19 protein-coding genes are annotated in these 19,960 nt (G+C 44.9%); 8 read left to right on the top strand and 11 right to left on the bottom strand.

The annotated features are described in order from the left end of the window. Positions 1 to 10: 10 nt before the first annotated feature. On the bottom strand, positions 11 to 964 hold the full coding sequence (locus QNO02_RS04970; protein ID WP_091034419.1) for an ABC transporter permease: 954 nt from the start codon (positions 962 to 964) through the stop codon (positions 11 to 13). Positions 965 to 967: 3 nt separating this feature from the next. Next, the gene (locus QNO02_RS04965) at positions 968 to 2,983 is read right to left on the bottom strand and encodes an alpha-amylase family protein (RefSeq protein WP_289391300.1); all 2,016 of its coding nucleotides are present in this window, start codon (positions 2,981 to 2,983) and stop codon (positions 968 to 970) included. A 277-nt stretch (positions 2,984 to 3,260) separates the two neighbouring features. Between QNO02_RS04965 and QNO02_RS04960 the strand changes: the two genes are divergently transcribed. The 3 genes from QNO02_RS04960 to QNO02_RS04950 are packed head-to-tail and all read left to right on the top strand — an operon-like array spanning position 3,261 to position 7,016. After that, on the top strand, positions 3,261 to 4,382 hold the full coding sequence (locus QNO02_RS04960) for a GerAB/ArcD/ProY family transporter (RefSeq protein ID WP_133386567.1): 1,122 nt from the start codon (positions 3,261 to 3,263) through the stop codon (positions 4,380 to 4,382). Continuing rightward, positions 4,354 to 5,856 carry a spore germination protein gene (locus QNO02_RS04955; protein WP_091034427.1) on the top strand — a complete coding sequence of 501 codons (1,503 nt, stop codon included), beginning with the start codon at positions 4,354 to 4,356 and terminating at the stop codon, positions 5,854 to 5,856. Before QNO02_RS04960 ends, QNO02_RS04955 begins: the two co-directional genes overlap by 29 nt. Then, positions 5,853 to 7,016, top strand: coding sequence for a Ger(x)C family spore germination protein (locus QNO02_RS04950; protein WP_289391299.1), 1,164 nt, complete (start codon positions 5,853 to 5,855; stop codon positions 7,014 to 7,016). Before QNO02_RS04955 ends, QNO02_RS04950 begins: the two co-directional genes overlap by 4 nt. A gap of 83 nt (positions 7,017 to 7,099) precedes the next feature. Here QNO02_RS04950 and QNO02_RS04945 read toward each other — a convergent pair whose 3' ends face one another. The 4 genes from QNO02_RS04945 to QNO02_RS04930 all read right to left on the bottom strand — a co-directional run bounded on the left by QNO02_RS04945 (position 7,100) and on the right by QNO02_RS04930 (position 9,025). Continuing rightward, entirely contained in the window at positions 7,100 to 7,603 is a 504-nt protein-coding gene (locus QNO02_RS04945) for a hypothetical protein (protein WP_289391298.1), read from the bottom strand. Between the two features lie 3 nt (positions 7,604 to 7,606). Then, positions 7,607 to 8,194 carry a hypothetical protein gene (locus tag QNO02_RS04940; protein ID WP_133386564.1) on the bottom strand — a complete coding sequence of 196 codons (588 nt, stop codon included), beginning with the start codon at positions 8,192 to 8,194 and terminating at the stop codon, positions 7,607 to 7,609. Positions 8,195 to 8,237: 43 nt separating this feature from the next. After that, positions 8,238 to 8,591, bottom strand: a complete 354-nt coding sequence (locus tag QNO02_RS04935; protein ID WP_289391297.1) for a hypothetical protein — start codon at positions 8,589 to 8,591, stop codon at positions 8,238 to 8,240. Positions 8,592 to 8,662: 71 nt separating this feature from the next. Continuing rightward, the gene (locus tag QNO02_RS04930) at positions 8,663 to 9,025 is read right to left on the bottom strand and encodes a hypothetical protein (protein WP_133386562.1); all 363 of its coding nucleotides are present in this window, start codon (positions 9,023 to 9,025) and stop codon (positions 8,663 to 8,665) included. 190 nt (positions 9,026 to 9,215) lie between these two features. Here QNO02_RS04930 and QNO02_RS04925 point away from each other — a divergent pair, with 190 nt between their 5' ends. Together QNO02_RS04925 and QNO02_RS04920 are read left to right on the top strand one after the other, a co-directional pair. Then, positions 9,216 to 9,749, top strand: coding sequence for a hypothetical protein (locus tag QNO02_RS04925; protein WP_133386561.1), 534 nt, complete (start codon positions 9,216 to 9,218; stop codon positions 9,747 to 9,749). Between the two features lie 807 nt (positions 9,750 to 10,556). Further along, positions 10,557 to 10,883 (top strand): DUF1433 domain-containing protein, encoded by a 327-nt coding sequence (locus QNO02_RS04920; RefSeq protein ID WP_133386559.1) that lies wholly within the window; start codon positions 10,557 to 10,559, stop codon positions 10,881 to 10,883. A gap of 58 nt (positions 10,884 to 10,941) precedes the next feature. Here the strand turns inward: QNO02_RS04920 and QNO02_RS04915 are convergent, their stop codons facing one another. Together QNO02_RS04915 and QNO02_RS04910 are read right to left on the bottom strand one after the other, a co-directional pair. Continuing rightward, the gene (locus tag QNO02_RS04915) at positions 10,942 to 11,223 is read right to left on the bottom strand and encodes a hypothetical protein (protein ID WP_249911714.1); all 282 of its coding nucleotides are present in this window, start codon (positions 11,221 to 11,223) and stop codon (positions 10,942 to 10,944) included. 235 nt (positions 11,224 to 11,458) lie between these two features. Further along, positions 11,459 to 12,757 carry a galactokinase gene (locus QNO02_RS04910; RefSeq protein WP_289391296.1) on the bottom strand — a complete coding sequence of 433 codons (1,299 nt, stop codon included), beginning with the start codon at positions 12,755 to 12,757 and terminating at the stop codon, positions 11,459 to 11,461. Positions 12,758 to 13,034: 277 nt separating this feature from the next. Here QNO02_RS04910 and QNO02_RS04905 point away from each other — a divergent pair, with 277 nt between their 5' ends. The 3 genes from QNO02_RS04905 to QNO02_RS04895 are packed head-to-tail and all read left to right on the top strand — an operon-like array spanning position 13,035 to position 16,040. Beyond that, entirely contained in the window at positions 13,035 to 14,291 is a 1,257-nt protein-coding gene (locus QNO02_RS04905; RefSeq protein WP_289391295.1) for an MFS transporter, read from the top strand. Positions 14,292 to 14,350: 59 nt separating this feature from the next. Next, positions 14,351 to 15,277: a DUF2268 domain-containing putative Zn-dependent protease gene (locus tag QNO02_RS04900; protein ID WP_289391294.1), complete on the top strand. Its 927-nt coding sequence runs from the start codon at positions 14,351 to 14,353 to the stop codon at positions 15,275 to 15,277. Beyond that, positions 15,252 to 16,040 carry a MerR family transcriptional regulator gene (locus QNO02_RS04895; RefSeq protein ID WP_289391293.1) on the top strand — a complete coding sequence of 263 codons (789 nt, stop codon included), beginning with the start codon at positions 15,252 to 15,254 and terminating at the stop codon, positions 16,038 to 16,040. Before QNO02_RS04900 ends, QNO02_RS04895 begins: the two co-directional genes overlap by 26 nt. A 145-nt stretch (positions 16,041 to 16,185) precedes the next feature. Here the strand turns inward: QNO02_RS04895 and QNO02_RS04890 are convergent, their stop codons facing one another. The 3 genes from QNO02_RS04890 to QNO02_RS04880 form a co-directional block, all read right to left on the bottom strand. Then, complete coding sequence (locus QNO02_RS04890) at positions 16,186 to 16,785, bottom strand: hypothetical protein (protein ID WP_289391292.1); 600 nt, start codon at positions 16,783 to 16,785, stop codon at positions 16,186 to 16,188. Between the two features lie 454 nt (positions 16,786 to 17,239). Next, positions 17,240 to 19,288, bottom strand: a complete 2,049-nt coding sequence (locus tag QNO02_RS04885; protein WP_289391291.1) for a DEAD/DEAH box helicase — start codon at positions 19,286 to 19,288, stop codon at positions 17,240 to 17,242. Between the two features lie 135 nt (positions 19,289 to 19,423). After that, complete coding sequence (locus tag QNO02_RS04880) at positions 19,424 to 19,891, bottom strand: hypothetical protein (protein ID WP_289391290.1); 468 nt, start codon at positions 19,889 to 19,891, stop codon at positions 19,424 to 19,426. Positions 19,892 to 19,960 lie beyond the last annotated feature (69 nt).

The following is a 19,960-nucleotide window of genomic DNA, read 5'->3' as shown; positions in this document are numbered from 1 at the left end:
ACCCTCCGGGTTAATAGATTCCCTCGTGTCCAAGTCTTTTCACAATTTTGTTGGCAGCCACAATCAGGAACAATCCGACCAGACCTTTGAACAGTCCTACGGTAACTCCGATGCTGATCTTGCCTTGCAAAATGCCGTACGTGTAGGAATACGTATCGAATACCTCCCCTACCGAGCGCACCAAGGGGTTCATCATCAGCAGGATCTGTTCAAAACCGGTATCCGCCATGCTCCCAAGGCGTAGAATGAGCAAAATGATAATTGTTGGCCGAATGGCTGGCAAGGTAATATGCCAGATCTGCCGGAAACGTCCGGCGCCATCCACAACCGCTGCTTCGTAACGCTGAGGATCGACCCCCGCCATCGCAGCAAGGAAAATGATTGTCCCCCAACCGGCTTCCTTCCACATGCTTTGGGCGGTAAGTAAACCCCAAAAATAATTGGGTTCGGATAAAAACGAAATCGTGTCTTTCCCACTCTGCGCAATCAGTTTGTTCACAATGCCAACGTCGGTGGAGAGCAGGAAAAACGTCATGCTTGCAACAACAACCCATGACAGAAAATGCGGTAAATATACAATGGATTGATTGATGCGTTTGAACGTCTCATGCCGGATTTCATTCAGCATCAGTGCCATCAGGATCGGCAGTGGGAAATGGAACACCAGCGCGATCAGATTGATGGCGAGTGTATTGCGCAGCATGATATAGAAGTTGGAACTGCCAAACAGTTCATTGAAATGCTTAAATCCCACCCATTCACTGCTCGTAAATCCAAGGAATGGATTGTAATCCTGAAAGGCGAGAAGCAGTCCCCAGAGGGGAACAACTTTGAATAATAAGAAGTACAACAGCCCCGGCAAAATGAGTAAATAAATCATCCGGTGTTTGTACATGCGCGATAGCAGACTGCCGGATTCCAACTTGCCACTTGAGCGGCTTATTGTCTTTAACTGGGTGTTCATCGGCTACATCACCTCTCTCTTCGAGGCATGATCCATGCCAATTACAATGGCCTCATACCGTGCCAACATAGGGAGGCTAATCCTTGTTACACTTGCCTCTCTCTTGATGGGAACAGCTTTGGACGAACACAGGGAGTACGCATGTATGGATGTGCCGATGTTGTTAAGTTCAATTGCAAGGTCATATAACGGTAACGCTTCCATATATGTCGTGCCATTGAAACCGGACAAGTTCAATAGCTGAACCAACAGGTTGCCATCTTCCATTTGGTTCAGGAACAGCTCTACACTGGCTGGAAGGTCTGTTCTCAATGAGCGTTCTCCAATGAACCGATCGAGTATATCCGTCACTGCATGTTTGTGATCTTCGAAACCGTGTTTGTAATACAACGCACCTGGATTCCAACCGTAATAGATGCCCGCCCCACGATCAACATATTGGGTGATCCCCAATCCGTAACTCTCTCCCATCTGATGACCATAGGCCCGCTCCGGTGGACCAAAAGAGGCTGGTTCGATATAAGGCATATATCGCTCCGTATGCGATGGATTGAACTGCATCCGCGAAAAACCGCCGTTGACCGTAATCCAATCCCGATCCTTCAGACTGGGAAAGAGATTATTGTCACCTACATGCAAGTAGGCGGCAGGCAGCATATCTACATCCCCTGAGTGGACAACCCCAAACCATTCCTGCAAACATTCCGCATCATTCTTGAAGGCATTGCCTGTAGCAAGCAGCACTACTCCCTGACTTTGCACTTCTTTTAATGCTTCTAATGTTAGTGGTTCAGGACGTTGCATCCCGGGCAAGATGACTACTTTCACTGCGGCGAGTTTATGCGCCATGGCTGCAATCCGTTCTTCCACGATGACATCAAACAGTATGTGGGCTTCTTTTAACATTTTGAACAATCCTAGATATTCCCTTCCCGCCCCAGCCGCGGACGGTTTGATCAAAATCACTTCTGCCATGGAAGCGAGATGCCCATAGATATGTTCATGGTCTGCATGATAGCGGAAGATACGCTGTGCCACGGGAAAGTTCCTTTGATCCGGATATCCCTCAAATGCCCCAATGACACAGAAGTCCAGCCCTGATCCGTTCGCGATATTCTGAAGTAACCGCACTTCAGTCTCATACGGAGAAACACCTGTGAACCGGTAGGTCAGGTCGATGGCATTGATGCTGCAATTGCTGATCAGCTTGTTATCCCAACTCTGTACGACAGAAGCTACATTTTCAGAAGCAGAGTACTGCCATAAAGGTAAGGCACGGGTAAGTGATGTGTTGGATTCCTTGCGAATGATATCGACCTGGTGAGGATGGTAGGTGCTGATTGCCACATGAGGCCAGCGGGATTTAACCAAGTCATGAATTTTGCTCAGAATCTCTCTGGAAGTGACCTCCTGAAACTGAAGATACGATGCATGCAGCTCATGCTCAGGGCCTGTATAGTCCAGTAGCTCACTCCCGCAGATCTCTTTGAAACGACGCTGACAATTGTCACAGTAACAAGGACCATAATAGTTACCACTGTAATCCCAGTGCTGATAACCAAACATATTGAAGAAAATGCCGTCCACCGGATACTTCTCCAAGACTTCCGTGATGGTTTCAAGCGATTTTTCCTGCTGATACGCACTGTTCAGACACGTATGCACAATGCCATAATAATTCACTTCTTGTCCTTCACGATCACGATAAAACCATTCCGGATGTGCTTCTAAAAGCGATTCATGGGCTTTGCTGAAATCAAAACGGGCGACAAACTTCATATCCAGCTCATGCGCCTTAGTGACGGCTTCCTGTAGCACATCCGCATGAAGATAAGGTGTGACGTATTGGTGCTCCAATGTGGAAGGATAGAAGGCAAAGATGCCTCCCGCATTCATCATCAACACATTGGCTTGAAACTCCTGAAGTTCTTTCATCAACAGGTCCACATTCATCCCCGCATCGATCTCACGGAGATTGTTCTGAATCAGGCGAAGCTGGTTCGAAGACCACCAGTTCATTCGCATCGTCCTCCTCTTGTCTGCGATGTACTTTAACCGTATACCTTGGATGACAGGCACAGTAGGGACATTTTTTGCAGAAATCGGTTAGGAAATATATGTCTGTTCTACAGAGCCAATGAACAGTATGAAGGCATACACGCCAGATATGGCAGACAATAATTGTCCGTTTGCTACTTTGTTGAGTTTTTTGATTCAAAAAAACTGAAAAAGGAATCAACTTCCTGTATGCTGTACAACCTAACGGAAACTTCCTTCATTGGAAAGGAGGATTCCCATGAGTCGTGAAAAAGGTCAAATTACCATTTGGTTGTCCTTTTCCATCATTTTATTAAGTGCCGGACTAGTCTGCCATGTCTTGTCCATTCCAGCAATTCTCGAAGCGGGCGGCAGAGATGGATGGTTGTCTGTTGTAGCCGCCGCTCCATTGTTCATGTTGTTCCTATGTATGATGTATATCATCATTCGGCGAGTACGTGGACAGCGATTAACAGATTGGATTACCCGAGAATTCGGGGCGGTACCTTCCTGGATCTTCCGGATCTCCGCTTCCATTCTGCTATTCACGCTTGGCACACATACGTTGTATGAGACAACCAACTGGACCGTATCCACATATCTTCAATTCACGCCACCTTACGTTCTGGCTGGTGGCGGAGCACTGGTTGCCGCGTGGGCAGCGGCTAAAGGTATACGCTCCATTGCGATGACTTCCAGTCTGCTGCTGCCCTTTGTCATTTTGCTTGGTTATTTTGTAATGTCCGCCAATATGAAATACAAAGACTACAGTCTATTGTTCCCGATTATGGAGAACGGCATGGGTCCCGTGTGGCGGGGTATGATCTACTCCTTAGCCGGTCTTATGGAAATCTGGATTCTTATGTTATTCCAACATGAAGTCAAAGGCAAAATTCGTTGGTGGCATGTTCTGATCCTAGGCGTGTTTATGCTCAGTATGGCGATAGGACCAACGATCGGAGCCATCGTGGAATTTGGTCCCGAGGAAGCAGCAAAACAACGAAACAGTCCCTATGAGCAATGGAAACTTGTGAATATAGGCAAACTGTTGCAACACGTTGATTTTCTGTCCATCTATCAGTGGCTTAGTGGTTCCTTTGCAAGGGTGGCCATATCCATGTATCTCATCGTGGATCTGCTGAATTTCCGCAGACCGAAGAAACGATATATCGCCATCCTTACCATTACCGTCATCATGAGCTTCATGGCGATGCAATGGTGGCGCATTGATTACGTCGACTATTACGTGGATCATATTCAGTTCCCGGTCATGCTCGCTTATGTATCCATCGTTACCGTAATATTGACCATTGCCGCATTAATCCATAAAAAGGACAAGGAGGCTCCCGATCATGCCGATCTCAACCCAGCCCAAGAATAATCCTGACGTTGAACCGTTCCGAATGAACGAGCATAACCTGAATACCTTTTTTGCCGGATCTGACGATGTCATCATCAATAGTCATATGATCGGAGAACCTCCGATGCAACTCCTTATGACCTATTGCAGCGGTATGGTAGATAGTGAAGCGATCTACGATATTATTCTCCCGGAACTCAAACGAACATATGAAAATACACACTTTATCCGTACATCCGACATTGAAAAGTGCATCAGCCTGGATTGGACCCGAATGGATCTGCAAGATCCGGCATTTGGAACTGAACTGATGTCTCTCCGTGTTTTTGAAGGCCATATGTTGATCTGTATTCCTTCCCTGCAAACCATGTGGAGTATTGATATATCTAACATCCCTACTCGAACACCGGAGGAATCAACCACCGAAGTTTCGATTCGTGGGGCAAGAGATGGGTTCATCGAACCCCTTGCCGTCAATGTTGCCTTGATACGCACCCGTCTGCGTACGAACCAACTGGCCTGTAATATCGAACTGATCGGTACACGTTCTGCAACCAAGGTGGCATTGATGTATATCAAGAATATCGCCAATCCGGAGCTGATCGAAGACGTCCAGGATCGGTTGCGTAAGATTGAGACGGAACGCATCTTGACCGCCAATGAACTGGAAGAATTGCTGTCGCCTTCGAAGATTACTTTGTTTCCCGTCACCCATTATACGGGCAGGCCTGACTTTGCTGCAGAATGTCTCCTGAATGGACGTTTTATCCTCATTGTAGACGGTAATCCCAGCGCCATTATTGGGCCAGTCAATCTGTTTCTTTTGCTCAAATCACCGGAGGATGCCAGCTTTCCCTTCTTGCCTGTGAACGTAGGACGGATGCTGCGCTTTCTTGGCCTGATGATCACCGTATTCCTGCCTGGCTTTTATATTGCGCTGACATCCTTTCATATGGATCAGATCCCCTTTCCTCTAGTCGCGACGATATCGGTTGGACGCATGGGACTTCCAATGGAATCGGGAGTGGAGATGTTTCTCATTATGCTGCTAATGGAGCTGTTCCGAGAGGCGGGGGTACGTTTACCAAGTGCCATCGGCCAGACATTAACGGTCGTTGGAGGTCTGATTATCGGAGATTCCGCCATTCGAGCCGGCATGGTCTCTCCCCTTATGATTGTCATTATCGCAGTTACCGTCGTAGCTGGAGCAACCATTGTGAATCAGGTCATGACCAGTTCTGTGCTGATCTTGCGGTTCCTTTGTTTTGTCTTGGGGGCATCCCTCGGCATCTATGGGTTCATCCTGTCGTTGATTCTGTTCCTCATCTACCTGACCGATCTCAAATCATTTGGCATTCCGTATCTCACGCCGTTAACACCGCTTCATTTCAAACAAGCGATAGCTTCATTATTCAAACTGCCAAAGGGGTTAGGTAAACGAAGACCCGTCTATCTTGAGACTCAAGAACCGCGTAAGAAAGGAAACGGACGATGAAACACTTGTTACAGCGATGTTTGCTGGGTCTGTTAAGCCTATCGATGTGCGTGATGACAAGCGGATGCTGGAGTGCCTTTGAGATTCAACAGGTAGACTACGCCAAAGCCTTTGGGATTGATTATAAGGACGGCATGTATCACCTGTATGTACAAACACTGGATTTTGCCAGTGTCGCCAAAAGTGAAAGTTCAACCAAAAGTGCAGACACACCACCTGTATGGGTCGGACATGCCGAAGGGAAAACGATGAGTCTGGCGCTGAACGAACTGTTCCGTACGGCTCAATTACACATGGCTTGGGGGCATGTGACAGCCATCGTTATGGCCGAAGGTGTGCTGACTAGCAAACACATCAAAGAAGTGTTCGACATGCTGGGACGTTTTCCAGAATCCCGTTATACAACCTGGGTGTATGGAACACGAGAGCCACTGGAGAAAATTCTGAGTGCAACGTCCATGTATAATATGTCGCCACTGGACAGCATTCTTCACAACCCGCTCCCGACGTACATGGAAGAATCGTTGTATCCGCCTGTGCTTAGCTTTAAACTCATTGCAACACATAATGATCCGGCTACCACGACGTATCTGCCGAGTCTTGCATTGAACAATACCCAGTGGGCTGAGAATGAGAAGAAACATGATTTGTTTCTGGTGGAAGGGGCCTTTTTTGAGAAGACTGGCTATGACTTTGAATACTTTCCACGCAGTCAGCTTCCCGGTTATCACTGGCTAATTAAGGACATGCGGCGTGCTCCCTTGCTTGTGCAGAAGGATGAAACGATCTATGGAGCACTCAGTGTAGGCTTGCCAAAAATAAAAATTAAACCTGTCATTCATGGGGAAGAGGTCAAGTTCAACATTGACGCCCAATACCTCACCGCCCTGTACGAATACCTGGTACCCACCTCTTATGAAGAGATGATCCAGATTAGTGAAGTGAAGTTACGTGAGCAGATCATGCAGACCTATCGTCATGGCCTTGAGCGTGGTGTCGATATTTACGGCCTTCAGGAGAAGCTGTATCGCAAAAATCCAAAGCTCTGGCGTAAGTTATCAAACAATGGCAGCAAGATGATGCTTACCGAAGACTCGATTCAGGATCTGAAAATCCATCTCACGATTCCGTATACAGGGAAATATAAACGGAAAGTGTAGGAAACGCGTAAAACACCCCTTGTCCGTCTGGAGCCGGATAAGGGGTGTTTGTGTAGATGGATGTCGTTCGTTTGCAATGCGAATCATGCGGATCTGTTACTGCGAAGTTTCCATTCCATTAGCCAGCCTATCAATATGGAGAAAGATAGGCCAAACAGCAGGATCGGCACGTTGTAAAACAGTGTGTTCGTGTATTGGTTCAGCCAGCCAAAACGGTACACTGCCGAATTCGGATCATTCGTAAATCCATTGAGTTGCATTCGTAAGTCATCGATAATACGTAACTCCAGAAAGACTGACAACACACACAGTAGGAGAGCAGTCAAGGGTACATAGACATGCACCTTTCCTCCCCAGCGCTGACGCTGATCATATAACCACCATTTGGACAAAGTTGTCGTCCAAATACATAGAATCAGGAAGGTCAGAAGAGATGGAGCTAACACTAGAAGTCCCAGGTTACCGTTACCAGACACTCCTCTACCAGGCTCATGTTGGAAGGTTAATCCACGAACAGCACCAATCATGAGTACATTCCATATGAGGAAGATGAAGTATGGCTTGTTGATTCTTTTTAAACGACTCATATGTTACCTCCTAACCTCACTATCGAGAGATGAGTAGATGACGTGACCTTCGTCGTTCAACCCTTTTATGTCCCATATCATCTCGTGAATCGGCCGCTGGATTACCGCATACCACAACCTGCGGCTGGATTGATCGGAAGATGATTCCACGATTTCCGCTTCCAACCGTGAAGATGCCAGATTTGGTTCGTAGCGAATATGCACCTGGGTAATGTCAGCATCGTGGAGATACCCGTATATAATATAGATCATTTTGCCTTTGGACTCCTCGTATCCTGATATATGAGAAGAAAGCGGCTCGACCGGATTATCCTGCAGACCACCGCCTATTCTGGCCAGTTCGGAGAACCACATCTTTTGCTGGATCAAAGCAGGAGTCAGGTTATTCGTAGTGAGATCTTTATATAATACCAATTGTGTTCGCGGTTCAATAGTTGTAACTAGCTTCACCTGTTCGGCATTAATACCATTCTTGCTGAGCACTGAATCGAGGTCCTGCGGACCACAAGAGCGTATCAAAAACAAAGTTGCAGCGAGCAATACAAAGAACAACACGTACGCTACCTGTTTACGGTTGCGTGTCTTGAGCATAGATTAACGTCTCCTTAAAAATTGAATCTTTATAAACAATTAATTATCGTAGAAATGGTATGTCAGATAGTGCTGTCCCGAAGTAATCTACCAGCATCCATGCAGCGATCCATAACAATGGCAACTGCATGATCCAGTAAGGAAAGATGTATCTTTTCTCATGATAAGAAACCCATCCCGAAACCAAAGCCGCAATAACACAAAGTGGGTATGACATCAGTATCTTGCCTTCCAAACGACTTGCCACCTGATACTCAGAAGGAGTGGGTGCAGCGAGCGACATTCCCATGCCAAATGCGATCAATGGCCAGATCAGTAATGTCAGACCATATATTAAGGTGAAAATCATGATGTACAAGAAACTTATTTCTTTTCTTCTTATATCTTTGCTCAACAATCGAACTCTCTCCCATGTGTTCATTTTATTTAAAAAAAGACATCCAACGGCCGCTTACTCTCAACTAACTTTCACTTCTTATAATAATGCATTACCCGCAACCGAGTAGTCAGGATTAACGTCTGAGGAATGAGCACAAAGACAATATACATAAGTACAATTAACCATAGATGTGCGGCAAAATGTTCTGCACCGAAGGATGGCTTCGGACGTTCAATCCAATACCACCAGCACGGGATGGCAACAAACCATGTCAATCCCGTGGAGATGAACATATCTTTTATATCACTCCATAGAAAGCAGAACAGCGCGACGAACAAAATAGGACCTGTCCAGGAATCCAATATCGGTCCCCAGCTCTGGAAGACAAAGATAATGGCAGGATACAGGAGGTTAATGGTCCAGCGCCAAATGTTATTAGTGTATAGATTCATTATTTTTCACCTCGTTACGTACCGTTGCAATTTCACGTGAAAATACAGGCTACAAAAATTTGCGAAGATATGTACTCTCGATTTTAAAAGGTTATTCAATTACATACTGGGAAAGAAATGAAGAGAATAAGCATGATTTTGGATATTATAGCTCATACTACCTTCAGGAAATTATCGAAGGAGTGACAGTATGAGGTTAAAAAGTATCATCGCCGTTGGAGCTGTGTTAACGTTCTCAACTCTGTTATGGGGCTGTGGTAATGGCACTGCGAATAATGCTTCCCAGCAACAGAATGACACCGTTCGGTCGGAGAGTTGGAGCGATCCCAAACGACTAGAAGCTTCTCATCTCGAGGCACTTGAGCGTATGGAAAAAGATCATATCCACCGAATGGTTTCACTTAGTGCAAGTACAGATGGAGACAAAGTGATGACCACACTTGAACGATCGAGCCAAAAGTTGGAGGAAATGCGACCGCTCGCCGAAATGCTCCAGTATGAAGGACATCCGGCATTATTACAGCGAATTCAAGACATGTCCAGTGATATCCAAGGTTCCAAATCCGTCATTGCTGAGATGAAAAAATTGCCTCAGGACGGTAAAATTAAGATCCAGTCTGAGAACTCCGATTCCTTGCATCACATCAGCAGCTTCCGTGATTACCACCAGTATATTCAAGAGAAAATTCAAACATTGAACAGGAATACTACTGATATACACTAATCAGTTATAGTACTGCTTACCCAAGGGAGTAAATAGTTAGGTGGGAGGATTACTTCCTATCTGACTATTTACTTGTGAGCAGATATAGACAATTACAATTACTGTATCCTGCTGCAACCTTCCATGAATCGTACGTATCTTCTGTTCCTGTTGCACGAGTCCTTGCTGCAATTGCTCGCATTGTTGAAACAGCTCTTCGTAAATCCGACAAGGATCGGAATATTCTGTCTATGTCCACTTCCCTCCTGCTATCTACATATAAATAATATTAATGTTGATACTGATCAGCATTACGAAATCTTCTCTCCTTCGTAAAAATTAAAATAAGGCAATTCCGAAATTTCCTTATATCTTATTATCAGTTATATAGGTATCCATAAAAACTCTTCTCTGTTTACTGATCTAAAAAGTTAAAGTATATTATAATGTGCTAAGTTAACATATATAGGAGGTTTAAGATTATTTTTAATAATATTCAATCTGTATCTTTTATACTTTTAATCTTATCCCTTATATTGGGAGGTTGTAACTCTATAACGAATCAAGACAAGATTATTGAAGAAGCCACTCAAGTGGGTCATCAATACTTCATTAATCACTATAATACTGAAGTGGAATTCATTGATCATAAATTTATGCCGAAAGATCTCAGCCACAATATTAGTTTGAGTGGACATGTTAAAAATAATAAGGAAACCGAAATCACTATCATAATTGATTATGATACATTTGAAGTTCAAACAGCTGTTGTACCGAAAGAGTTACTCGACAAGAAAATCAAATAAGTTCCAACAAGGAGTGGTAGATGTGCTCAATAAAAAATATCGCACACTTCTAACGCTATTAATAATAATTGGTTTAAGTATCACTGTATTTTGTGCTTGTATGTCCAACGAGCAAAAAGAAATTGTACAAAAAGCCGAGATCGCAAGCCTAGCTTATTTTAAAGAAACCTATGGAATTGATGTTGAGTTTACAGGCCACAAGTTCATTCCGTCTGACTTGTCTCATACGGTGTCACTGACAGGGTACGTAAAAGGAAATAAAACCCAAGAAATATTCTCAATGGTGGATTATGATACTTATGAAGTCAAAACAGGCTCAGTGCCCGAAGACATCAAACCTCTTAAGTAGATGTGTGATAATTAGGCCCGTCACTGACTAACCTCAACCTATTCTCTCCATTTCCTCTTCATTCCACCCACAACGATACCCAAATGAACATGCTAAACAGCAAGACTGGTGCCAGTGCGCCTGTGGCTAATATGATCCAAAGCGACGCGGGCTTGATCCTTTGGCAATATGCATCAACCTTGCGCATCCGATCTTTGCGCCACTTGGCGAACCTGAGCTGTTTGATCATCCGATTGAGAACTATTTGCCGCTGCTCGCCCTCTTCCACATCTTCAATCGCACGCTGCAACTCCTCATATAATTGAGCCTCTTCCTGCCCAGCCACCGTAGGTGTAATCATCTGATCCTTCCTCCCATGAGAACATTATTGAGATACAGCCTCTCACCTATTCGAACCATCATTAATACGCCTGTATTCTAGTCACTACCTACCTAACTAAGCTACTACACTACATAATTAACACATTACGGACCTTCAAGGTTTGAAGTTTTTTTCAAAAAATGAACAACCCAAAAAGCCCGGGCATGGCCCGGACTTCGTTGAATGATGCTAGAACTATTTAACCGAGTGCCGTTTAGCCAGCGTTAGCGATCAATGCATTCAGGCATACTGCACCCTGCGCACGCACATTAACGACGATAATCGGCGTTTCCAGCATGTCATGCATCCATGACATATAATCTTCTACTTTTTCGTTCGGAAGGATCGTCAGAATAACCCCTGCGAATCCACCACCATGAATCCGACAAGCGCCGTCACCCAGGTTTTGCAGATAATTCTCCGTCACAGCCAGCGCAATGCCAATCTCTTGCTCCTTCACAGCACCACTCTGATATACATTCTGCAGCCACTTCCATGACGAATTACCAGACGCTGTAATCAGTTTCAGGAAATCAGCAAAACGTCCATCACGTAACGCCTGTACCTGACCATCGACACGATTGTTTTCTTCCAGGAAATGAAGCGCACGCAGTACGGCACGATCCCCAGCTGCTTCACGAACCTTCTTGAGGTTGGCATAGATTGCGTCTGTAGTAATTTCCCGAACATACTCACTCCCCAACGCCTGAGCAACCGCTCTCATCTCATATGGCACAGCAGCGTAATCTTCCGTCAGATCGGCGTGGTTACCGCCCGTATTCACAATGACCAATGAGTAGCCGTTTTGTTGGAAATCCCACTGAACAGGCTCGATGACTGGCTGTGCAGGATTTTCAAAATCAATAGCAATGAGTCCGCCGTACGCACAAGCCATCTGATCCAGCAGACCGGAAGGTTTGTTCCAATAGTGATTCTCCGCATACTGACCGATTTTGGCCAAGGTCACAACATCCAGTGCTCCATCGTTATAGAAATGATTCAAAATCGTACAGATCAGCATCTCAAATGAAGCCGAAGAACTCACTCCTGATGCAGAGAACACGTTACTGGAGAGATACGCCTGGAAACCGCCTACCTTATATCCGAATTCTCCAAATCCCGCAGCCATACCGCGAATCAATGCTGTTGTGCCATCGTCTTCCGTATTTGGCGTGAGATCCGTGAGATCGATTACATATTTCTTGTCATAGCCTTCTGAGTAAAACGTAATAACGGAATCCGCAGTTGGTGCTGCCACTGCAATCGTATCCAGCGTGATGCTGCCCGCCAGCACTTTACCATGGTTATGATCCGTATGATTGCCGCCAATCTCGCTGCGTCCTGCTGCGCTGAACAACTTGCTTCCCTCTTGCGGGCCGAAGTACTCTTCGAACGTTGCGTTCAGCTTCGTGTAACGTGCAGTCTGTTCCTCTACTTGTGATTGTCCATACATTTGGGCAAGCAGCGCTTGGCCCTCCGTGGATTGGATCAGATTCAATGGTTGTGTCGTCATTAATAATCCTCCTATGGATATGCAGCTTTTTATTTTTTGGCTGTTGATGAACGTGGTTGTCGCGTCTGTTTCATACCTTATTCCTCTCCCATTATCTCAGCTTCGTAGCGGAAAAGGTAGGGTAGAATTGAAAGTTTGTAAGCGTTTTGTGAAGTTATTTAATGTAAAAATAGGATTGAAAACCATTTTGTAATAACTTAAATTTGGTTTAAGTGAAAACACATTATTTTCCAACCTCGAAGTTGCTATGCTTAACATCTTATTGGTGGAGGGAACGATGAAAATCAAGTCAAACTATACCAAGTTATTCGGTGCATTTTCGCTTACATTTTTGGGTGATGGACTTACACTTGCTGCGGTTCCTTGGCTCATATCAACCCTTACAAGCGATACGCTGTATGCCTCTGTCACCATGACGGCACTTCGTTTACCCTGGCTACTATTCAGTCTTCCTGTTGGTGTCCTCATCGACCGTTACTCACGCAAACATATGCTGATTGGGGCTGGCTTTACTCGAATGATGCTTCTGCTTGGACTAACGTTATGCATCTGGGGAGGATGGGTGAGCATTCCGATTCTGGCTCTGTTCATGTTTGGTATTGGCCTGAGCCGAGTTGTATTCGACAGCACGGTGCAGACGGTCATCCCTCAACTGGTAGATGAGAGCAAATTGGAGAAAGCGAATGGGCAGTTCACCGCCGGACAGTTAATCACAAGTGATATTCTGGGCGTTGCCCTGGGAGGGTTCATTATCACCCTGCATATTGTTTTTCCTTTTGCCATAGACGCCGTAACGGCTGTAGTTGCTCTGCTTTTTTTAATCAGTTTGAAGGGAAACTTCTACCCAGGGGATACGGAAACAACCAAGAAGGAAGTTCGCCCGATGAAAAATTGGAAACGTGAGATGTGGTCCGGTATTCGATATGTCTATCATGATCGTTTTCTCCGTGGATTAGCCATTCTGTCTGTCACCATTACGCTGATGTATTCCATCATTCTGGCTACTCAGATCTTCTTTGTACGAGATGTGCTTCAGTTGGATGCCTTTGCATTCGGTATCCTTATCTCCATCGCAACGATCGGCAGCATTGTAGGGAGTCAGGCTGTTGCTTATATGCGCAAGAAATGGAGTACAAAACAATTGATTATTTCCTCCATTCTGTGCATGGGAATCATCTACGGTGCGGTGGGTCTAACTACAAATGCGTATATGGTAGGCGGACTGTACTTTTGTGCTGCATTTTTCATTATTGTCTACAATGTTACCCGTTCCTCCATCCTGCAACGTTCCGTTCCTAATGAGATGCTCGGCAGGGTTGGAAGTGTGTTTCGCTTTTTGTCCTTTGGCATTAGTGCCATTGGTACACTTCTTGGCGGATTATTGGTGCGGGTTAGTGGGACGACATTTGATCGCGTATTCTCGCTGCAACTCCCTTACCTCTTGTTAAGCCTGATCTACATCCTGTCTGCTCTGATATTCGCACTGAAGATGAAGAATCACTCAGAGAGCCAGCAGCGTAACATCAACGCTTGACTGTTACGTTAGGTCATACTTGATAATGATCTCAAGCTTACATGAAGGAGAGATTAAGGATGAAGATTACCGCGTTACGTTCAGATCAAATCTATGAGGAGATCGTCCAGGCTGCACCCGATGAGAAATTGGAGTTATACCGCGAGCGAATGATGAGTCCATTCATGAACAAATGGAACATTCAACAGATCCCGTTTCGCTCTCAAGAGCCTCACGGCTTCGATGTGATCATGATGAATAACTTTATGAATATCGCTCCCGCAGATATCACACCTGAGATTAACGAATCGTTAGCAGCAATCTCGTCTGTAGCATTTTGGCAACAGTGTCATGAAGCTGTTTGTACGAGTCTATCCACCTTTACAGAGCACGGGATTGAGCTATCGGTCTCCGAATATCTATACACGATTTTATTAGGCGATAAGAACAGCCCTTCACTCATGATGAACGAAGGCATCAGCGGAGATGGTGGAATCCCCGGTTATATTATTGCGAACCTGATCCCGAGTAGATATACTCTACCTCGTATCCAATCCGTGTTAGCCCATGAATGCAATCATAACGTGAGGTATCAATATATCCAGTGGAATCCACAGATTACGCTTGGCGAGATGGTTGTTAGCGAGGGGCTGGCCGAGAGCTTTGCCACATCCCTGTATGGAGAAGAATTGTTAGGCCCCTGGGTAGCCAAAACGGATATGGAGACATTGAATACCGTAATCAAACCAAAGATGAAAGACCAGCTGCATGTCACCGGTTTTGACCAGATTAATCCGTATCTATACGGCGATGAACTTGCCATCATGCAAAAATTCACGCCCGTAGGTATGCCCTATGCGGCTGGCTATGCCTGCGGTTATCACTTAATTCAATATTATCTGAACAAAACAGGTACACCGATCACCGAAGCAACCATCACTCCGGCAAGTGTCATCCTTGCTGAAACAAAGGACTTTTGGAATGAAGACACCCTATTTCACCGTTAAAGATATCATTCAGATCACTGGCATCACCAAACGCGCATTACATTATTATGATAAAACGGATCTATTAAAACCGAGCAAAGTCGAGGACAATGGCTATCGGTATTACGATCAAGAGGCACTGGGGAATCTGCAGATGATTCTGTTGTTCAAAGAAATGAATTTCTCCTTGAAAGACATTGCAGCCATGATGCAACTCTCCAAAGAAGAACAGAAAGACATCCTGAGAGAGCACCGGAGTACACTCGTTCAACGAAAACAAAAGCTCGAAACAATCATCGACCAGTTGGACGAGTATGTGGATGGAACGGATATCTCTCATCTTCATCTGTTTGACGACTCTTCTATTCTGTCCATTCAAGAGCAATATGAATCTGAGGCAAAGTTCGTCTACGGAGATACCGAGAAATATCAGGAATTCGAAGCGAACGTGAGTCAGCTGTCTGCGGAAGAGCAAGAAAAAGCCTACCAGCAGTTCTCGGTCAACATGGAGCAGGTATTTCATGCGTTGGCGAGACATCAGGATCTGTCTCCTGCTTCTGGTGAGGTGCAAGCGTTAGTGTGTGAATGGAAGAGTTGCCTGGAACAGTTCATGAGCTGTGATGATGAGATTCTGAGATGTATCGCGGAAGCCTATACGACGGATCGCCGCTATGCGGGTTATTTTGATCAGTTTGGCGATGAGGTTTTTTTGAGGTTTTTGTATCAAGCGATTATGGTTTATGTGGAGGGTGGAGTCATATCAGCGGTGAAAGATGTTAGATGACCTCCGAAAGAACGCACTGAAAAAACACGGAACAATGGTGATATCAATTAAACGCCCATTATGTAAATGATCTATCTAATAAACCCATGGCTAGAGCACCTTAGCCATGGGTTAGTGATGGATATTTTAATTTTTAGAAATGTTTTTATCTGAACTCACCAGTTAAATCAACTCCGTCAAATGTAGCCTTGGGATAATAATAAACAAACATCGGTAGGCCTGTGAATGAATCAGACTTATTTAAGGTAAGGAAATCCACTTTGCCAGATGATGTCTGGCTTACTGTATTGTTATAGATTTTACCTATTGCTCCAGTTTCAAAATTTACAATACCCACACAATCAATTTTAACTTCTGCTCGGATGTTTCTTTTTATGCCAGCTGTGTCCCATGCGTCCATATAGAAATTCCAGCTATTTTTACCGAATCCGTTATCGTATTCTACATAACCAGTTAAAGCTAATGTTTTATTGTTACCTGTGAAAAATTTCTTTGAGACCGAAAAGACTGATACGTCCCCTTTATTTTGAATATATGTTATATTATTGTTTAAAGCTGAGTTTTCTTTTAAATATTGTGTATCTTCGTCAGAAAATGGTTCGTTCACTTCATACTTATCTAGTATATTTTGTATTTTTAAGGATGTATCTTCCTCACCTGTACTTGCGTGGGCTGAATTAGTAAAAAGAACGGAAATGGATATTGAAACCAAGAATAATGTCAATAACATACTGATCTTCTTCACTTTAAATACCTCCTAAAAATTATTATGAAAGGGGTTTCGACAATGCATATTGTGTGGAATAATATACTTATTCTCGTTGTTAGCCTTCTTATCTTAGCTGGACTAGTTTCTGGCACAATCTACTTTTTAATAAAAAATAGGTCTAAATAGTTCACCTCCTTATGACGATACCACTTCCATATATTATATATTATTCAATAAATTATAATAAAACCCTCTTATAATATTAATAATATCTAATCTTTTTTAAGTTGATATATTTGTTGTTCGGTCTTTCTACAATTATTAGACAGTTCCCCTATTCGAATAATATAAGTGAACTACAAGAAGTTAATTTCAAGTAAGTAAAAAGCGTACCATTGGAATAGTGGTACGCTTTTTGCTTTTTCTTCTTGGTAATTTTTTATTTGCCAAGTAAAATTTCAGTTTGACTGACTGTATAAGAACTTCTTCTCTACTTCCCCGTCCCCCGCTCAAAATACGCATGCAAACGATACTGACAAATCTCCTTCGTCCAACGATACAGTAGCGCCTTCTCCTCCGTATCCTGCACTTTTACATTCAGCGAGAACATGCCATCCTCGAAACGGGTCATACTACCCTTCGCCCCGCTCCACATAGACATTGGCATGTCGATTATCAGTTTTTCAATCCGTGTTGCCGTCTTCTCATTCCACTCCCAGATCGCAAGTTTGCCTTTGTCCGAAAAGTCCTTCCGTTTCCGGTACTCCTTCTCCGTCAGGTACGTATGGAAAAACCTTGCCATCTCCCCCGGTGTGATCGGGTCCATCCAGTGCGCATCGCCTCGCTCCAGCATGTACAGCAGCACGATCATTTTGTAGCTTTTGTTCATGAGTGTCTTCTCCACATCACGCAGCCACGCCTCATGCCGAACGTACACCTCTCCCTCAGCCGGGGACAGCAGCTCCGCCCAATAGAGAAATCCAACATAGGAGCCAAATTCGTTCCGGTACCCGATACTCTTCGAACGTCCCATCAGATGCAGCTCCAGATACGTCGGAATACGCCCCAACTCTCGTTTCACATCCAGAAAATCCTGATGCAACTTCTCACGACGGGGCAGCCGTTTGCGGCTTAGCTCCTGAAGCAGGTTCACCACCTTCGTCTCCAGATGAATTCCACAGTTAGCCGGAACTTCCGGCACAGCCGAATCCCGATCTTTCGCGGTTCCTTCCAGCTCCCCACGCACATCCAGCAGACTCAGTTTCACATCCGCATTTCGGTAGTTCCCGATCAGGTCGATGATGACACAATGTGATTTGCCTTCCGCCAGCCGTAGGCCGCGCCCTACCTGCTGGGTGAACACGGTGAGTGACTCCGTTGGACGCACAAAGAGAAGCGTGTCTACACGCGGTATATCCGTTCCTTCATTGAATAGATCCACCGTCAACACAACCTCCAGCTCACCCGCATCAAGCTGGCGAATGGCTTCCTCCCGCGACATCTCCGATGTGCGCGAATGCAGACTGAGCACCTTCACGCCCTGACTGCGAAAATACGCAGCCAAATAGTCCGCCTGCCGGATCGACGAGCAAAAGCCAATCGTTCTCGTCTGCTTGTGCCGCAGCCAGGCCGCATAGATCGTCTCCACATGCTCCTCTTGCAACTGAACAGCCATGAGCTGTTCTTCATCATACTTTGTCCCGATCCACCGGAGTTTCGAATAATCGATGTCATCGGATACTCCGTAATATTGAAATGGCGCCAGCCACCCTCGCCGGATCGCTTCGATAAAATGCATCTGGTAAGCCACATTCCCGTCACAGAGCGCATACACATCCTTGCCATCTAGCCGATCCGGGGTAGCCGTGATGCCCAGAAGGAACTTCGGTTGAAAATGCTCAATCACCAACATGTACGTCTTCGCCGCCGCATGATGGAACTCATCCACCACGATCAGATCAAATGCATCCACCGCAAACCCATCCCGGTGCTTTTGCATACTCAGCGTAAAGATTGAAGCATACACACAATCCGCCGCCCCATCCTTATGCTGTCCGTTATATATCCCATGACTGCGCTCCGTCATGATCCGCTGAAAAGACTTCTTCGCTTGGAACAAAATCTCTTCCCGATGAGCCACAAACAGCACTCTCTTGAACTGCTGGGCGAAGAAACCCGCCAGATACGTTTTTCCAAGCCCGGTCGCCATGACGACCATCGCTTTGTCGTACTGCTCCTCCATCGTGCCATGGAGTGCTTCAAGCGCATCCAACTGTGCCAAACGCGGCTGGATCAGGGCAAGCGACAGCTCGGCGGTTTCTTCTTCTTTGTCCTCAGGTAGACCTGTGCCAAACTCCGCTTCTTCCATCTCCGTGATGCGCTGGATCATCTCCGGATTCTTCTGGTGATACTTTCGGTACTCTTCCTCATACAGTTCAATCGAATCCGGGTTCACCGGCAATGTTGTCTCGTGGTAGAAACTCTGCATGAACTTGTCCAAAGCTGACTGAAACGTATACGGCTCCGCCTCCGCATTCATCGCCAGATTCCATTCATACCCCGTCTTCAGAGCCGTGAACGAAAAGTTAGACGAACCGACGATCAGCAGTCCTTCTCCGTTGTCATGATCGTTTAACCCTAAGGTTTATAAAAATAGTTTTAAAAAAAAAAAAATCTACTCTGTTGAATCATTCACCAATCGTGCGGTTAACTCTCTCACTATATCTTCCGTTCGTCGAAAAAGTCTTTCGATGTTATTCAGTTCTAAAGGTTGATCATATGGACAATCCGCTAAGGATGACATATGTTGCATCGTACCGATGAACAAAGCGATATCCAATCCCGGTTCAGCGTCTGTATGAACTAGAGGCAAGATTACGTTCATAGTGAGTTCCTTCGGTGGATGCATTGAATGATAACTATGGATATACAACGCTTTAATCATAGAGGCTAGAGCCCAGTCACAGAGAATCAAACAAGCCTTGAATTGATTATGATCACGCATAATTGCAGCAAGCTTGATGTGATATTGGGAAAGCCGTTGATATTCAAATACATCTTTTTTGACGTCTGATAATTTATCATCTATACCATTTACAAATTCATTATTCTGCCGATTCTTGTAGGAGTAAGCGTGATACAAGTTGATCAACTCCTCAAATTATTAGTTTAGAATCCACATAACATTCGAATACTTTGCATGTTTTTTTTA

The organism is Paenibacillus sp. PK1-4R (genome assembly GCF_030369595.1).
Classification (GTDB): domain Bacteria; phylum Bacillota; class Bacilli; order Paenibacillales; family Paenibacillaceae; genus Paenibacillus.
Note: the sequence above shows the minus strand (reverse complement) of the source record. Positions and strands in the feature narration are given on the sequence as shown.

What these genes read in the sequence shown, in the direction of transcription:
- QNO02_RS04930 (WP_133386562.1), bottom strand. Translation starts at nt 9,025, where the DNA reads ATGAATCTATACACTAATAACATTTGGCGCTGGACCATTAACCTCCTG.
- QNO02_RS04950 (WP_289391299.1), top strand. Translation starts at nt 5,853, where the DNA reads ATGAAACACTTGTTACAGCGATGTTTGCTGGGTCTGTTAAGCCTATCG.
- QNO02_RS04965 (WP_289391300.1), bottom strand. Translation starts at nt 2,983, where the DNA reads ATGAACTGGTGGTCTTCGAACCAGCTTCGCCTGATTCAGAACAATCTC.
- QNO02_RS04900 (WP_289391294.1), top strand. Translation starts at nt 14,351, where the DNA reads ATGAAGATTACCGCGTTACGTTCAGATCAAATCTATGAGGAGATCGTC.
- QNO02_RS04960 (WP_133386567.1), top strand. Translation starts at nt 3,261, where the DNA reads ATGAGTCGTGAAAAAGGTCAAATTACCATTTGGTTGTCCTTTTCCATC.
- QNO02_RS04915 (WP_249911714.1), bottom strand. Translation starts at nt 11,223, where the DNA reads ATGATTACACCTACGGTGGCTGGGCAGGAAGAGGCTCAATTATATGAG.
- QNO02_RS04945 (WP_289391298.1), bottom strand. Translation starts at nt 7,603, where the DNA reads ATGAGTCGTTTAAAAAGAATCAACAAGCCATACTTCATCTTCCTCATA.
- QNO02_RS04970 (WP_091034419.1), bottom strand. Translation starts at nt 964, where the DNA reads ATGAACACCCAGTTAAAGACAATAAGCCGCTCAAGTGGCAAGTTGGAA.
- QNO02_RS04895 (WP_289391293.1), top strand. Translation starts at nt 15,252, where the DNA reads ATGAAGACACCCTATTTCACCGTTAAAGATATCATTCAGATCACTGGC.
- QNO02_RS04925 (WP_133386561.1), top strand. Translation starts at nt 9,216, where the DNA reads ATGAGGTTAAAAAGTATCATCGCCGTTGGAGCTGTGTTAACGTTCTCA.
- QNO02_RS04905 (WP_289391295.1), top strand. Translation starts at nt 13,035, where the DNA reads ATGAAAATCAAGTCAAACTATACCAAGTTATTCGGTGCATTTTCGCTT.
- QNO02_RS04885 (WP_289391291.1), bottom strand. Translation starts at nt 19,288, where the DNA reads ATGAATGCGGAGGCGGAGCCGTATACGTTTCAGTCAGCTTTGGACAAG.
- QNO02_RS04910 (WP_289391296.1), bottom strand. Translation starts at nt 12,757, where the DNA reads ATGACGACACAACCATTGAATCTGATCCAATCCACGGAGGGCCAAGCG.
- QNO02_RS04955 (WP_091034427.1), top strand. Translation starts at nt 4,354, where the DNA reads ATGCCGATCTCAACCCAGCCCAAGAATAATCCTGACGTTGAACCGTTC.
- QNO02_RS04940 (WP_133386564.1), bottom strand. Translation starts at nt 8,194, where the DNA reads ATGCTCAAGACACGCAACCGTAAACAGGTAGCGTACGTGTTGTTCTTT.